Genomic DNA, 13,978 nt, shown 5'->3' with positions numbered 1-13,978 from the left:
ACTTGGACGACATCAGGCGGCTCCTTCAGGCGCTTCACCGATCAGGACGACGTCGTCGCCGACGAACCGGTAGGGCGGCACGCGGAGGTTGTCCGGCGCGGGCATGCCCTGGTAGACGCGGCCTGCGAGGTCGTAGAACGAGTTGTGGCAAGGGCAGAAGAAGCCGCCCTGCCAGTTCGCGTCCCACGGCTGCGGCTGGACCTCGGGGCGGTGCAGCGGCACGCAGCCCAGGTGGGTGCAGATGCCGACCAGCACGCCGATCTCGGGCGTGAGGGAGCGCGTCTGGTTCTTCGCCCACGCCGGAGTGAAGTCGGCGTTGTCCGAGGCCGGATCGGCCAGGCGGCCCTCCAGCCCGGGCAGGGCCTCGATCTGGCGCTCGGAGCGCTTGAACACGAAGATCGGCTGGCCACGCCATTCGGCACGGACGAGCATGCCCGGCTCGTTGTCGATACGGCTGATATCGACCTCGGTGGGCGCGCCCGCCAGCTGCGCACGCGCGCTGGGAAGCCAGGATTTCACGAAAGGAACGGCGACCAAGCCCGCTCCGACCGCCCCGACCACTGCTGTGGAGGCGGTTAGGAAGCGGCGTCGGCCGTTGTTGACCCCAGGATTAGCCATCCGGCTCTCCGCAAACGTCTTAGGTGGCTGGTTTAGCTGCCGCTGCCGGACGTACGACACCCGGCAACAAAGACCGCGAAGTCTAGCGGAAGCGTGAACCGCGCGACAACGCGCTGCTGCGTCCGGATGCTTCGCCGAGGACGCCGCGGGCACGACGGAACGGGCGCGGAGCCGCCCGGGAAGGCCCGGGAACGCACCGCGCGGAGCCGACCGGCCGCCGCCGCAGGCTACTGCGCGCCGCCGACCCCGCTGGCGGCCACGGTCGCCGCCGCACCGGCGCGCGCGCCGCGGTAGCGCTCGGCCAGCACCGCGACCCGCTCCACGTAGCGCTGCGTCTCGGCGTAGGGCGGGACGCCGCCGTGGCGGTCGACTGCGCCCTCCCCCGCGTTGTAGCCGGCGGTGGCGAGCCGGACGTCGCCGTTGAAGCGCTTGAGCAGCCAGGCGAGATACTGGACGCCGCCGCGGATGTTCTCGCTGGCGGAGAACGCATCCGTCACGCCGAAGCGCGCCGCGGTCGGCGGCATCAGCTGCATCAGCCCCTGGGCGCCCTTGTGCGACAGCGCGTTGGGGTTGAAGGCCGACTCGGCGTGGATCACGGCGCGCACCAGGGCCTCGTCCACCCCGTAGAGGGCGGCGGCGGAGGAGATCTCGGCCGCGTAGGCATCGAGGTTGAGCCGCACGTTGCCGAAGTCGACCGCCGGCCGCGCGCCGCAGGCGTAGCAGGTCTCGATGTAGGAGAACAGCATGCGCGCGCTCTGCACGCCGGCGGGGCGGACGTTGGTGTAGTGGGTCACGCCGCCGCGCTCGTACCGGTAGACCGCGCCGCGGCTCACCCGCGCACCGGCGGGCACGTTCGCCGGCGCGGCGGCCACGGGACCCGTCGAGGTGCGGAAGTCCACCCGGGGCGAGGACGCGGCGGCGTCCCCGGAGGCGGCCGGACGAGCCCGCTGGGCCTGGGCGCGTTCCGGCGAGTAGGTCGCCACCACCTTGCACTGGGCCCCGGGCATGCGCGTGCTGCTGTAGTTGTTGACGCCGTCGGCGCCGACGCAGCGGTACAGGGTGCCGGCGCCCGCAGGCGCGGCCATCGCGAACAGGCACAGTGTGAGCGTCGCGCGAATCCCCATGCCGCGCACCTTAACCGCGCCTGCACCGACTGCCAAGTTCTTGTGCGTGAAGGATTTGGCCGGTTTCGTGACGGCCACTACACTATCCGGCCGCTCTCTCCCAGACGCCCTTCCATGGCCGGCAAGCTCTTCATCAAGACCCACGGCTGCCAGATGAACGAGTACGACTCGGCCAAGATGGCCGACGTGCTCGCGGCAGAGCACGGACTGGAACTGACCCAGGACGAGGCCGAGGCGGACGTCATCCTGGTCAACACCTGCTCGATCCGCGAGAAGGCGCAGGAGAAAGTGTTCTCCCAGCTCGGCCGCTGGAAGCAGCACAAGGCGGACGGGCGCCCGGTGCTCATCGGCGTGGGCGGCTGCGTGGCCAGCCAGGAGGGCGAGGCCATCATCAAGCGCGCGCCGTTCGTGGACCTGGTGTTCGGCCCGCAGACCCTGCACCGCCTGCCGGCGCTGATCGCCGCGCGCCGGGCGACCGGCAAGCCGCAGGTGGACATCTCCTTCCCCGAGATCGAGAAGTTCGACCGCCTGCCGGAGCCGCGCGCCGAAGGCCCCACCGCCTTCGTCTCGATCATGGAGGGCTGCAGCAAGTACTGCAGCTACTGCGTGGTGCCCTACACGCGCGGCGAGGAGATCAGCCGCCCGTTCGACGACGTGCTCGCCGAGGTCGCGCAGCTCGCCGGCCAGGGCGTGCGGGAGGTCAACCTGCTCGGCCAGAACGTCAACGCCTACCGCGGCCCCATGTTCGAGTCGGAGGACACCGCCGACCTCGGCCTGCTGATCCGTGCGATCGCGCAGATCCCCGGCATCGGCCGCATCCGCTTCACCACCTCGCATCCGCTGGAGTTCTCCGACTCGCTGATCGAGGCCTACCGCGACGTGCCGCAGCTGGCCAACTACCTCCACCTGCCGGTGCAGGCCGGATCCGACCGCATCCTCGCGGCCATGAAGCGCGGCTACACCGCGCTCGAGTTCAAGCAGAAGATCCGCAGGCTGCGCGCGGTGCGGCCCGACATCTCGATCTCCTCGGACTTCATCGTCGGCTTCCCCGGCGAGACCGAGGCCGACTTCGCCAAGACCATGAAGCTGATCGAGGACGTGGGCTTCGACCAGTCGTTTTCGTTCATCTTCTCGGCACGGCCCGGCACTCCTGCGGCCAACCTGCCGGACGAGACCCCGGCCGCGGAGAAGAGCTCCCGCCTCGCCCGGCTGCAGGCGGCGATCACCGCGAACGCGCGGCGCATCTCGGAAGGCATGCTGGGCACGGTGCAGCGCGTCCTGGTGGAGAAGGTCTCGGCCAAGCGCGCGACGGAGATCACCGGGCGCACCGAGAACATGCGCTACGTGAACTTCCCCGGCCACCCGCGCCTGGTCGGCCAGTTCGTCGATGTCGAGATCACCGAGGTGATGACCAACTCCCTCCGCGGCCGCCTGGTGGCGGTGGACGCCGACTGCGCGGCCTGAGGCGGCTCGGGGCTCGGGGCTCGGGGCTCGGGGCTCAGGGCTCAGGGCTCAGGGCTCAGGGCTCAGGGCTCAGGGCTCAGGGCTCAGGGCTCAGGGCTCAGGGCTCAGGGCTCAGGGCTCAGGGCTCAGGGCTCAGGGCTCAGGGCTCAGGGCTCAGGGCTCAGGGCTCAGGGCTCAGGGCTCAGGGCTCAGGGCTCAGGGCTCAGGGCTCAGGGCTCAGGGCTCAGGGCTCAGGGCTCAGGGCTCAGGGCTCAGGGCTCAGGGCTCAGGGCTCAGGGCTCAGGGCTCAGGGCTCAGGGCTCAGGGCTCAGGGCTCAGGGCTCAGGGCTCAGGGCTCAGGGCTCAGGGCTCAGGGCTCAGGGCTCAGGGCTCAGGGCTCAGGGCTCAGGGCTCAGGGCTCAGGGCTCAGGGCTCAGGGCTCAGGGCTCAGGGCTCAGGGCTCAGGGCTCAGGGCTCAGGGCTCAGGGCTCAGGGCTCAGGGCTCAGGGCAGAGTAGCGTCCCCAATTCTCACCCCAAGCCCCAAGCCCCAAGCCCGCCCCCCAACGCCCCCCACACCCAAGCCCATGCCCCGCCTCCTCATCGCCGCCACCCTCGCCGCCCTCCTCGGCGCCCTGTGCATGGTCGGGGTCTACCACCTCACCCTGCAGGACACCCAGCTGCGGCCGACGCCGCTGGCCTGGACCCTGCTCGTGGCCGGGAAGCTGTTCGTGTTCGCCGCGGTTGCCATGGCGATGCACGCGCTGCGCTCCCGCCGGCGCGCCGCCGGACCGGGCGGCGACTGAACCGGCCGCTGGAAAGCCGACGAACCGCCCCCATCTGGCGCGCATGACCGCATCCCTCTCGCAGCGCGACTTCACCCTCGAGCCGGCCGACACCGAGCGGCTGGCGAACCTGACCGGGGCCCTCGACGCCCACCTCCGCCAGATCGAGCTGCGCACCGGCACCGAGATCGCCAACCGCGGCAACGTCTTCCGCGTGATCGGCGAGGCCGAGGCCGCAGGCGCCACCGAGCGCCTGCTGCGCCAGCTCTACGAGGACGCCGGTTCGGAAACCCTGACCCCGCAGGTGGTCGACGCGCGCCTGGGCGAGGCCAACCTGGAGCAGCTCGCCGTGGAGACGGCCGCGCAGGCGCAGGAGGTCGCGATCCGGGTGAAGCGCGGCACCGTGAAGGGCCGCGGCCCCAACCAGGCCAGGTACCTGCACGCGATCGCCACCCACGACATCAACTTCGGCATCGGCCCCGCCGGCACCGGCAAGACCTTCCTCGCCGTCGCCAGCGCGGTCGAGGCGCTCAACACCTCGCGCGTGCAGCGCATCGTGCTGGTGCGCCCGGCGGTGGAGGCCGGCGAGAAGCTCGGCTTCCTGCCCGGCGACCTCTCGCAGAAGGTCGATCCCTACCTGCGCCCGCTGTACGACGCGCTCTACGAGATGCTGGGCGTGGAGAAGGTCGCCAAGCTGATCGAGAAGTCGGTGATCGAGATCGCCCCGCTGGCCTACATGCGCGGACGCACCCTCAACGACGCCTACGTGATCCTCGACGAGGCCCAGAACACCACCGTCGAGCAGATGAAGATGTTCCTGACCCGCATCGGCTTCGGCACGACCGCGGTCGTCACCGGCGACCTCAGCCAGGTCGACCTGCCCAGGCACGTGAAGTCGGGCCTGCGCGACGCGCTCGAGGTGCTGAAGGACGTGGAGGGGATCTCGTTCACGCTGTTCAACGCCCGCGACGTGGTCCGCCACCCGCTGGTCGCCCGCATCGTCCGCGCCTACGACGGCCGCGACGCCGAGGCCGGCGCCGCCACCGCGCTGCGCTAGGATTCTCCGCCGGACCCTCCCGAGCCCCACGCGATGCCCCGCCGCCCGCCCGAAGTCGACGTCTGCGTGAGCTACGGCACCGCACGGGCCGGCGTGCCCGCCGCGGTGAGCTTCCGCCGCTGGGTGGCGGCCGCGCTGGCCGACCGGGTCAAGCGCGCCGATCTCGCGATCCGCATCGTCGACGAACGCGAGGGCCTGGCCATGAACCGGCACTACCGCGGGCGCGACTACGCCACCAACGTGCTCAGCTTCCCCGCCGAGCTGCCCGACGGCGTGGACCTGCCCATTCTGGGCGACATCGTGATCTGCGCCCCGGTCGTCGCCCGCGAGGCGCGGGCCCAGGGCAAGCCGCTCAACGCCCACTACGCCCACCTCACCGTGCACGGCGTGCTGCACCTGCTGGGCATGGACCACGACGACCCGCGCGAGGCCGAGGCCATGGAGACGCTCGAACGACGCATCCTGGCCGAGCTCGGCATCGCCGACCCCTATGCCGACGCCTGAGCCCCCCTTTCAGGGCCGCGAAGGCCCGATCCGCTAGACTCCCCTTCCCGCATTCTCCAACCGCACCATGTCCGAGGACCCTTCGAGTAGCCCCTTGCCCGCCCCCGAGCGCCGTTCCTGGTTCGAGCGCCTGAGCCAGGCCCTCTCCGGCGAGCTTCACAGCCGCGAGGAACTCGTCGCGCAGCTGCGCGAATCCCAGGCCAAGGGCCTGTTCGCCGCAGACACCCTGAAGATGATGGAGGGCGCGCTGGCCGTGTCCGAGCTGTCCGTGGGCGACGTGATGGTGCCGCGCGGGCAGATGGTCTCGCTGCCGGTGGACGCCCCCTTCCTCGAGACGATGAAGCAGGTGGTGGCCTCCGGCCACTCGCGCTTCCCGGTGCACGGCGAGGACAAGGACGAGATCCTCGGCATCCTGCTGGCCAAGGACCTGCTGCGCGGGGTGGTCGAGGACAAGGGGCCGGGGAGCATCCGCGAACTGCTGCGCCCGGCGGTGCTGATTCCCGAGTCCAAGCGCCTCAACGTGCTGCTCAACGAGTTCCGGCAGTCGCGCAACCACATGGCCATCGTGGTCGACGAGTACGGCGGCGTCGCCGGGCTGGTGACCATCGAGGACGTGCTGGAGCAGATCGTGGGCGAGATCGACGACGAGCACGACGACGACGACCGCGACGCCGCCGCCCTGGTGGCCGCGCAGGCCGACGGCCAGTTCATCGTCGATGCGCTGACGCCGATCGCGGACTTCAACCGGGTGTTCGGCGCGGACTTCTCCGACGACGAGTACGACACGGTCGGCGGCCTGGTGACCGCGGCGATCGGGCACCTGCCCGAGGCCGGCGAGGAGCTCGTGCTCGACCGTTTCCACTTCCGCGTCTCGCGCGCGGACGGGCGCCGCGTCCAGGCCTTCCTGGTCAGCCCGCAGGCCGCCGCCTGAGCGTGCGCGCCGCCAGCCTGCGGGCCCTGCTCGCCGCCCTGCTCCTGCTCGCCTGCTGCGCCAGCGCCGCCGCGCAGGCGCCGCGCATCGGCGTGGTGACCATGGCCCCGGGCACGGAGTACTGGTCGCGCTTCGGACACAACGCGGTGATCGTGGACGACCCGGCCCAGCCCGAGCCGGTCATGTACAACTACGGGTTCTTCGATTTCGAGGCGCCCGGCTTCCTCCCCAACTTCCTGCGCGGGAAGATGGCGTACCTGCTCGTGGCCCTGCCCGCGCGCGAGGACCTCGCCCGGTACGACCACGAGGGACGCGGGGCCGTCGTGCAGTGGCTCGACGTGGCGCCCGAGGCGGCCCGCGAGCTGGCCGACTTCCTCGAATGGAACGCGCGGCCGGAGAACGCGACCTACCGCTACGACTACTTCACCGACAACTGCTCCACGCGCGTGCGCGACGCGGTGGATCGCGCCCTCGACGGCGCGCTGCGCCGGCAGCTCGATACGCGCTCGCGCGGGCTGACCTACCGCAGCGAGGCGCTGCGCCTGGGGCAGCCCACCCTGTGGCTGGCACTCGGCATGCACTTCGGCCTGGGCCCCCACGCCGACCGGCCGCTGTCGCGCTGGGACGAGGCCTTCGTGCCCTCGCGGCTGGCGGAGAGCCTGCGCGAGGTCCGCGGCGCCTCCGGCGGTCCCCTGGTGGTGGCCGAGACCGAGATCCTGCCGCACCGCATCGCGCCCGAGCCCGCGCAGGAGCCGCGCTGGGTCTGGCGCTTCTTCGGTCTCGGGCTGGCGGCCGCGGTCGCCCTCCTGCTGCTCGCCACCCGCACGCCGCGGGCGGTGGCCACGGTCGCCGCCGGCTACTGGACCCTCACCGGCCTCGCCGGCGTGGGCCTGGCCTCCCTGTGGCTGTTCACCGACCACGTCGCCGGCTGGGCCAACGAGAACCTGCTGCTGGCCAGCCCGCTGGCGCTCGCCCTGGTGCCGGGCGCGCTGGCGCTGGCGAGGGGACGCAGGCCCGGGCGCGCCTTCCTGGTCCTGCTCCATCTCGTCACCCTGCTCGCGGCCACCGCCGGCTTCCTGAAGCTCCTGCCGTTCCGCATCCAGGACAACCTCGACTGGGTGGCCCTGCTGCTGCCGGTGCAGATCGCCCTCCTGATCGTCGCCAGCCGGCGCCCGCGCTGAGCCCGCTGGGCGCGGGGCCGCCGCCCGCGCGATGATGCGGGGCATGGACAGCTCCGCCCTTCCCGCCGGCGTCGTCACCTGCGCCGTCTACGACCGCGACGGCCGCCGCCGCGACATCCCCGTGGCATCCATCAGCGACGCCCTGGCGAGCGACGACGGGAGCTTCGTCTGGCTCGGCCTCTACGAGCCGGGCGCCGACCTGCTGGCGAGCCTGCAGGAGGAGTTCGGCCTGCACGAACTCGCGGTCGAGGACGCGCACAAGGCCCATCAGCGCCCGAAGATCGAGGCCTACGGCGACTCGCTGTTCGTCGCGGTGCACACGGTGCAGCGGATCGACGACGCCGTGCGTTTCGGCGAGACCCAGCTCTTCGTGGGGCGGCGCTTCCTGGTCACCGTCCGCCACGGCGCCTCCCTCTCCTACGCGCCGGTCCGGGCGCGTTGCGAGCGCGAGCCGCGGCTGCTGGGCCTTGGGCCGGCGTATGCCGCCTACGCGGTGCTGGACTTCATCGTGGACAACTTCCAGCCGATCGTGCAGGAGTACCAGGACGATCTCGACCGCCTGGAACGGGCGATCTTCTCGGCCAACTACCGCAACGAGACCATCAAGCGCCTGTACCGCCTCAAGCGCGAGCTGATCCGCACACGCATGGCCGTCTCGCCGCTGCTCGACATCGTCTCGGCCCTGAGCCGCTCGTACGCGGACATGATTCCCCGGGAGATCCGGCCCTACTACCGCGACGTGCACGACCACGTGGTCCGCGTGAACGACGCCATCGACGTGCAGCGCGAGATGCTCACCGCGGCGATGAACGTGAACCTCTCCCTGGTCACCGTGGCGCAGGGCGAGATCGTCAAGCGCCTCGCCGGCTGGGCCGCCCTGGCCGCGGTGCCGACCCTCATCGCCAGCTGGTACGGCATGAACTTCGAGCACATGCCGGAACTGGGCGGACGCTGGTCCTACGCCGTGGCGATCGCGCTCACCGTGGCCATCGCCGGCGGCCTGTACGTCGTGCTCCGCCGCGCCCGCTGGCTGTAGGACTGCGCCACGCCGTTGGGAGCAGCTCGCCTCGACCCGGGCCGGTGGGAGCGGCTTCAGCCACGACGGGGGCGGCTCGTCCGACCGGGGCCGGTAGGAGCGGCTTCAGCCGCGACCCCGGCGCCGACCGGGCCTAGGAGACGCCGAGCACGCGCGCGAATCCCCGCAGGGCCTCGCCGCCCACCACCTCGTCGGGCTGCAGCGGGATCTCCTGCACCGGCAGGGCGGGAAGGGCCTCCGCGAGCATGTCGAGGTAGCGCGCCTCCTGCGCCCGGCGATGGGCGAGGAAGTCGCCGGCGTCGGCCGGCGCGCGCTTGTTCACCACCAGGCCGCCGACATGGACCCCAGAACGGCGGAGCTGTGCCTCGAACTCGATGGTCTCCAGCACCGGCAGGCGCTCTGCGGCGAGCACGATGACGAAGGCGGTACGTTCCGCGTCCGTCATCGTCTCGCGCAGATGGGCGAAGCGGTGGCGGCGGCGGTGCAGGATGCCGCGGATGCGGGCCACCCGGTCGTCCGGCGGCACCGGCGCGTCCGGGTCACGGCCGATGATGCGGTCGCCCATGCCTTCGTCGCGCCCGAAGTTGCGCAGCGCCTCGCCGAAGCGGGCGCTGCGCTCCTGCCGGTGCAGCATGCCCTCGGTCCAGGCCGAGATGAGTTCGGGCAGCGCCATCAGGCGGGCGGTGTGACCGGACGGGGCGGTGTCGAACACCAGCAGGTCGTAGCCGCCGAGGCCGGTCTCGACGGTCTCCGCAATGCGCTCCAGCAGCGCGGCCTCGTGCATCCCCGGGGCGTCGCGCGAGAGCGCCATGTGCTTCTCGATCTCGCCGCCCATCTCGCGCGGCATCATCCGCCGCAGCGCGTCCTCGACCTCGGACAGGTGCCTGTCCACGCTCCGTTCCGGATCGATCTCCAGCGCATCGAGGCCCGGCGCGACGCGGACCGGCTCCGGGCCCACCGGGCGCTCCCAGAGATGCCCCAGGTTGTGCGCCGGGTCGGTGGAGACCAGCAGGACGCGGCGCCCGGCGTCGGCCGCGGCCAGCGCCACGGCGGCCGCGACCGTGGTCTTGCCCACGCCGCCCTTGCCGCCGAAGAACAGCACGCGGCGCGAGGCGGCGAGCTCTAGCAGCATCCGATGTGGTCCAGCGGCGAGCGCTCCATGCCCATGCGGCGGTGCCAGTCGTGGAAGCGCTCGTACATCACCGGCATGAGTTCGAGGGTGTAGAAGGCGGCCGGGTTCGGCACGCCCAGCGCCTCGGAGTAGACCAGCAGCATGAACAGGTCGTCCTCGTCGCGCTGCGCGCGCGCGAAGGTACGCCGGTAGGGCGCGGCGTAGAACTCCGCGAGGCCCGCCTGCAGGCGGGCCAGCCACGAGGACTCGTGCGCGCCCATCGTCGGTCAGCCGTAGGTCTCGTCCTTGAACGGCGCCGCGTCGGCACGCCTGCTGCGGCGCATGGCGATGGCGGCCTCCAGCGCGACCCACAGGGCCGCGACCAGGATCACGACGTCCATGACCAGCAGGAGCCAGTTCTCCTGCCGGTAGAACTCGCCGAGCTGCACGACCAGGGCGATGATCGACATCGTCAGCAGGAAGGCCAGCGGGATCACGACCATCCACACCGGGCGGCGCAGCTTGATGAGGATCACCGCGATGATCGACAGGGTCAGGCCGGCGAGCAGCTGGTTGGTGGTGCCGAACAGCGGCCAGATGATCATGCCGCCGGTACCGCCCTCGCCCACGCCGAAGGCCAGCGCCAGGCAGATGCCCAGGGCGATGAGGGTGCCCACCACGCCGTTGATCTTCCAGCCGGCGAGCTCGCCCGCCTCCTGCACCACGTAGCGCTGCAGGCGCAGGCCGGTGTCCATGGTGGTCGCGGCGAACAGGATGGCCATGGTCGCCAGGATGGTCGCGCCGAGGTCGGCGGGCAGGCCCAGGCCGGCCACCAGGATGGCGTCGCCGCCCGCCACGAAGGCGTTGACGCCGCCCCCGCCGAACTGCGTGTAGACCGCCTGCCAGTCCACCAGGGTGGCGAAGCCCGCGGTGCAGCAGATGATGGTCGCCAGCGACAGCATGCCCTCGCCGACGGCGCCGAAGTAGCCGACGAAGCGCGCGTCGGTCTCCTTGTCGAGCTGCTTCGAGGTCGTGCCCGAGGCGACGAGGCCGTGGAAGCCGGAGATGGCGCCGCAGGCGATGGTCACGAACAGCAGCGGAACGAGCGACGGCGTGCCTTCGGGCACCGCGTCGTTGAACGCCGGCGCGACCACGTCGGGCGAGGCGATCAGCACCGCGACGTAGAGCAGGCCGAGGCCCACGAAGAGCTGCAGGCCGTTGATGTAGTCGCGCGGCTGCAGCAGCACCCAGACCGGCAGGAGGGAGGCGATGCCGGCGTAGGTGAACAGCAGGAGGATCCAGAACGAGCGCGGGCTGAGGCCGAGGATGCTCTCCGGCAGCACGACCGGGTAGGAGTTGCCCACGATGATGAGCGCGTACAGCACGATCACGCCCACCACCGACGGCCACAGCAGGCCGACCTTGAAGCGGTAGAACAGCTGGCCGATCACCAGCGCCACGAGGATGGCGCCCCAGGTCGGGATCACCGAGGTGGGGGTGGAGACCAGCAGGTTGGAGATCACCACCGCGAAGGCGGCGTTGACCATCAGCAGCAGCAGGAAGATCACCACCAGGAACAGGTTGCGCCCGCGCGCGCCGATCACGCTGCCTGCGAGGATGCCGATCGACTTGCCCTTGTTGCGGGCGCTCGCCCACAGCGCGCCGAAGTCGTGCACGCCGGCGAAGAAGATGGTGCCCAGGGTCACCCACAGGAAGGCGGGGCCCCAGCCCCAGATCACGGCGATCGCCGGGCCGACGATGGGGGCGGCGCCCGCCACCGACGTGAAGTGGTGGCCCCAGAGCACGAACTTGTTGGTCGGGACGTAGTCCACGCCGTCGTTGAACTCGTGCGCGGGCGTGCGGAAGCTCGCGTCGAGGCGGTAGATCCGCTGGCCGATGTACTTCGAATAGAAGAGATAGCCGGCCGACATCGCCGCCAGGCCGACGATCATCAGGACGATCGAGTTCATGGAATCTGCTCCCCTGCCGCGGCCGCGCCGCCCTCGAGATGATCCGGCAGCATGGTCGCACCGCCGCGTGAAAGGAACTCCCGACCGGGGCGGTTTCGACCAAAGTCGAATGCCCCGGCCGGTCGGGACCGCGCCTACCGCCCGATGTGCTTCTGCAGCCAGGCGTTGACCGTGTCGTGCCAGAGCACGCTGTTCTGCGGCTTCAGCACCCAGTGGTTCTCGTCCGGGAAGTACAGCAGCTGGGACTCGATGCCCTGGCGCTGCAGCGCCGTGAAGGTCGAGAGACTCTGGTCGATGGGCACGCGGAAGTCGTTCTGCCCGGCGACCACCAGCATCGGGACCCGCCACTCGGCGATGTGGCGCGCGGGATTGTGCCGCTCGTACCCCTCGGGATTTTCGGCGACGGTGCCGCCGTGCTCCCACTCCGTGAACCACAGCTCCTCGGTCACCAGGCCCATCGAGCGGGTGTCGAAGACGCCGTTGTGGTTCACCAGGCACTTCCAGGGCGCGTTCCACTGCCCGGCGATCCAGTTGACCATGTAGCCGCCGTAGCTGGCGCCGAGCGCGCAGGCGCGGTCGCCGTCGAGGAAGGGGAACTGCTGCTGGGCCGCGGCCCAGCCCTTCTGCAGGTCCTCGAGCGGCTTGCCGCCCCAGTCCCCGGAGATCGAATCGGTGAAGGCCTGGCCGTACCCGGTCGAGCCGTGGAAGTCGATCATGACCACGGCGTAGCCCTGGCCGGCGTAGGTCTGCGGGTTCCAGCGGTAGCTCCAGCCGTTGCCGAAGCTGCCCTGCGGCCCGCCGTGGATGAGGAAGGCGACCGGGTAGCGCTGGCCCTCGCGGTAGTTCCACGGCTTGACCACGTAGCCGTACACGGTCGCCCCGTTCCAGCCGGGGAAGCTGAACTGCTCGAAGTCGCCGAGGGCGAGCTCCGCCAGCCGCGCGTCGTTGCTGGCGTCGATGCGGCGCTCCGCGCTGCCGTCGGCGCGCGCGACGAACAGGCGCGCCGGCGACTGCAGGCTGGCGCGGGTGTAGGCGAGGGTCTCGCCCGCGACGCTGAAGCCCTCGACCGTATCGCCGCCGACGACATCGGTGACCCTGCCGCTGGCCACGTCGATGGCGAACAGCGGGTGCGTACCCAGGTGATCCGCCGCGGTGTAGAGCGTGCGGCCGTCCGGCGACAGCGCGAGGCTGCCGGCCGAGCGATCCCAGTCCGGGGCGATCTCCCGGGTGCGGCCGCTGGCGAGGTCCATGGCCATCACCGCGAAGCGGTCCGCCTCGAAGCCAGGCCGGCGCATCGCCCGGTAGTACAGCGTGCTGCCGTCCTGGGAGAACACGGGCCCGGTGTCCCAGGCCGGGTTGGCCTCGGTCAGGTTCCGCGGCGCCGTCTCGTCCCCGATCCCGGCGAGGAAGATGTCGAAATTGGTGGACCAGGGCTCGCTGCGCCCGGCGATGCGCACGCTGAAGGCGAGCGCGCTGCCGTCCGGGCTCCAGGCGTATTCGCCGGCGTCGCCGAACGGCCTGGAGGGGATGTCCCCATCGATGCCGCGGCTCACCAGCACCGGCCGACCGGCGCCGTCCTCGCCGAGCGGCGCAGCGAAGAGCTGGCTGCGGCGGCCATCGCGCCAGGCGTCCCAGTGGCGGACGAAGAGCGCGTCGTAGAGCACGCCGGAGGCCTGCCGCGCCTCCACCTCGTCCAGGCGCTGCGAGGTGCAGGCGAGATCGGCGCCGCAGTCGGGGAAGACCTCGAAGCTCAGCGCCAGGTGGCGGCCGTCCGGGGACAGCTTGTAGGTCCCGACGTCCAGCGGATAGTCGGTGACCTGCCTCGGCGCGCCGCCGTCCACCGGCTGCGCCCAGACCTGGCTGCTGCCGGACTGCGAGGACAGGAAGTAGACCGTGCGCCCGTCGGGCGAGAAGCTGGCGCTGCTCGCGGCCATGTCCTCCGGCGTCAGCCGGCGCGGCGGCCCGAGGTCGCGCGTGCGCAGGTTGCGGATCCACAGGCCGCTGCGCGCGCTGTTGGCCTCCAGGTCGGCCTCGCGCACCGGGAAGACCAGCATGCCGCCGTCCGGCGACAGCGAAGGCGCGCCGACGCGGTCGAAGGACTGCAGATCGCGCACGTCGAGGCCGCGGGTCGCGGCATCGACGGGCAGGGCCAGGCAGGCGCAGGCGGCGGCCAGGGCAAGGGAAAGCGGACGGACCATCGACGCACTCCGGTCGGACGAA

Annotated in this window: 13 protein-coding genes; 7 read left to right on the top strand and 6 right to left on the bottom strand. The window is 71.4% G+C overall.

All coding sequences use genetic code 11. From position 1 onward, the window contains the following. Positions 1–12 precede the first annotated feature (12 nt). Both petA and ACFO3Q_RS06800 read right to left on the bottom strand, forming a co-directional pair. Positions 13–618, bottom strand: a complete 606-nt coding sequence (gene petA, locus ACFO3Q_RS06805) for a ubiquinol-cytochrome c reductase iron-sulfur subunit (RefSeq protein ID WP_377003889.1) — start codon at positions 616–618, stop codon at positions 13–15. A gap of 227 nt (positions 619–845) precedes the next feature. Beyond that, on the bottom strand, positions 846–1,751 hold the full coding sequence (locus ACFO3Q_RS06800; RefSeq protein ID WP_377003959.1) for a transglycosylase SLT domain-containing protein: 906 nt from the start codon (positions 1,749–1,751) through the stop codon (positions 846–848). 105 nt (positions 1,752–1,856) lie between these two features. On the opposite strand from ACFO3Q_RS06800, the gene miaB reads away from it, so the two are divergent. The 7 genes from miaB (at position 1,857) to corA (ending at position 8,677) form a co-directional block, all read left to right on the top strand. Continuing rightward, complete coding sequence (gene miaB / locus ACFO3Q_RS06795; protein WP_377003888.1) at positions 1,857–3,206, top strand: tRNA (N6-isopentenyl adenosine(37)-C2)-methylthiotransferase MiaB; 1,350 nt, start codon at positions 1,857–1,859, stop codon at positions 3,204–3,206. Positions 3,207–3,770: 564 nt separating this feature from the next. Continuing rightward, positions 3,771–3,989, top strand: coding sequence for a hypothetical protein (locus ACFO3Q_RS06790; RefSeq protein ID WP_377003887.1), 219 nt, complete (start codon positions 3,771–3,773; stop codon positions 3,987–3,989). A gap of 43 nt (positions 3,990–4,032) precedes the next feature. Continuing rightward, a complete protein-coding gene (locus tag ACFO3Q_RS06785; RefSeq protein ID WP_377003886.1) occupies positions 4,033–5,025 on the top strand; it encodes a PhoH family protein in 993 nt (330 codons plus the stop codon). A 33-nt stretch (positions 5,026–5,058) separates the two neighbouring features. Continuing rightward, positions 5,059–5,529 (top strand): rRNA maturation RNase YbeY, encoded by a 471-nt coding sequence (gene ybeY / locus ACFO3Q_RS06780; protein ID WP_377003885.1) that lies wholly within the window; start codon positions 5,059–5,061, stop codon positions 5,527–5,529. Between the two features lie 67 nt (positions 5,530–5,596). Continuing rightward, entirely contained in the window at positions 5,597–6,460 is an 864-nt protein-coding gene (locus ACFO3Q_RS06775) for an HlyC/CorC family transporter (RefSeq protein ID WP_377003884.1), read from the top strand. 2 nt (positions 6,461–6,462) lie between these two features. Further along, a complete protein-coding gene (locus ACFO3Q_RS06770; protein WP_377003883.1) occupies positions 6,463–7,641 on the top strand; it encodes a lipoprotein N-acyltransferase Lnb domain-containing protein in 1,179 nt (392 codons plus the stop codon). 43 nt (positions 7,642–7,684) lie between these two features. After that, positions 7,685–8,677: a magnesium/cobalt transporter CorA gene (corA, locus tag ACFO3Q_RS06765; RefSeq protein ID WP_377003882.1), complete on the top strand. Its 993-nt coding sequence runs from the start codon at positions 7,685–7,687 to the stop codon at positions 8,675–8,677. Between the two features lie 133 nt (positions 8,678–8,810). Here corA and ACFO3Q_RS06760 read toward each other — a convergent pair whose 3' ends face one another. The 4 genes from ACFO3Q_RS06760 to ACFO3Q_RS06745 all read right to left on the bottom strand — a co-directional run bounded on the left by ACFO3Q_RS06760 (position 8,811) and on the right by ACFO3Q_RS06745 (position 13,956). Further along, on the bottom strand, positions 8,811–9,809 hold the full coding sequence (locus ACFO3Q_RS06760) for an ArsA family ATPase (protein ID WP_377003881.1): 999 nt from the start codon (positions 9,807–9,809) through the stop codon (positions 8,811–8,813). Beyond that, positions 9,800–10,069, bottom strand: coding sequence for a cory-CC-star protein (locus ACFO3Q_RS06755; protein ID WP_377003880.1), 270 nt, complete (start codon positions 10,067–10,069; stop codon positions 9,800–9,802). Before ACFO3Q_RS06755 ends, ACFO3Q_RS06760 begins: the two co-directional genes overlap by 10 nt. A gap of 6 nt (positions 10,070–10,075) precedes the next feature. Further along, the gene (locus ACFO3Q_RS06750) at positions 10,076–11,758 is read right to left on the bottom strand and encodes a carbon starvation CstA family protein (RefSeq protein ID WP_377003878.1); all 1,683 of its coding nucleotides are present in this window, start codon (positions 11,756–11,758) and stop codon (positions 10,076–10,078) included. Positions 11,759–11,892: 134 nt separating this feature from the next. Beyond that, positions 11,893–13,956 carry a prolyl oligopeptidase family serine peptidase gene (locus ACFO3Q_RS06745; RefSeq protein ID WP_377003877.1) on the bottom strand — a complete coding sequence of 688 codons (2,064 nt, stop codon included), beginning with the start codon at positions 13,954–13,956 and terminating at the stop codon, positions 11,893–11,895. Positions 13,957–13,978 lie beyond the last annotated feature (22 nt).

The organism is Coralloluteibacterium thermophilum (genome assembly GCF_042654365.1).
Lineage (GTDB): Bacteria > Pseudomonadota > Gammaproteobacteria > Xanthomonadales > Xanthomonadaceae > Coralloluteibacterium > Coralloluteibacterium thermophilum.
Note: the sequence above shows the minus strand (reverse complement) of the source record. Positions and strands in the feature narration are given on the sequence as shown.

Excerpts from the sequence above, each read along its gene's own strand:
- petA (WP_377003889.1), bottom strand. The coding sequence starts at position 618 with ATGGCTAATCCTGGGGTCAACAACGGCCGACGCCGCTTCCTAACCGCC.
- miaB (WP_377003888.1), top strand. The coding sequence starts at position 1,857 with ATGGCCGGCAAGCTCTTCATCAAGACCCACGGCTGCCAGATGAACGAG.
- ACFO3Q_RS06790 (WP_377003887.1), top strand. The coding sequence starts at position 3,771 with ATGCCCCGCCTCCTCATCGCCGCCACCCTCGCCGCCCTCCTCGGCGCC.
- ACFO3Q_RS06785 (WP_377003886.1), top strand. The coding sequence starts at position 4,033 with ATGACCGCATCCCTCTCGCAGCGCGACTTCACCCTCGAGCCGGCCGAC.
- ybeY (WP_377003885.1), top strand. The coding sequence starts at position 5,059 with ATGCCCCGCCGCCCGCCCGAAGTCGACGTCTGCGTGAGCTACGGCACC.
- ACFO3Q_RS06775 (WP_377003884.1), top strand. The coding sequence starts at position 5,597 with ATGTCCGAGGACCCTTCGAGTAGCCCCTTGCCCGCCCCCGAGCGCCGT.
- corA (WP_377003882.1), top strand. The coding sequence starts at position 7,685 with ATGGACAGCTCCGCCCTTCCCGCCGGCGTCGTCACCTGCGCCGTCTAC.
- ACFO3Q_RS06760 (WP_377003881.1), bottom strand. The coding sequence starts at position 9,809 with ATGCTGCTAGAGCTCGCCGCCTCGCGCCGCGTGCTGTTCTTCGGCGGC.
- ACFO3Q_RS06755 (WP_377003880.1), bottom strand. The coding sequence starts at position 10,069 with ATGGGCGCGCACGAGTCCTCGTGGCTGGCCCGCCTGCAGGCGGGCCTC.
- ACFO3Q_RS06750 (WP_377003878.1), bottom strand. The coding sequence starts at position 11,758 with ATGAACTCGATCGTCCTGATGATCGTCGGCCTGGCGGCGATGTCGGCC.
- ACFO3Q_RS06745 (WP_377003877.1), bottom strand. The coding sequence starts at position 13,956 with ATGGTCCGTCCGCTTTCCCTTGCCCTGGCCGCCGCCTGCGCCTGCCTG.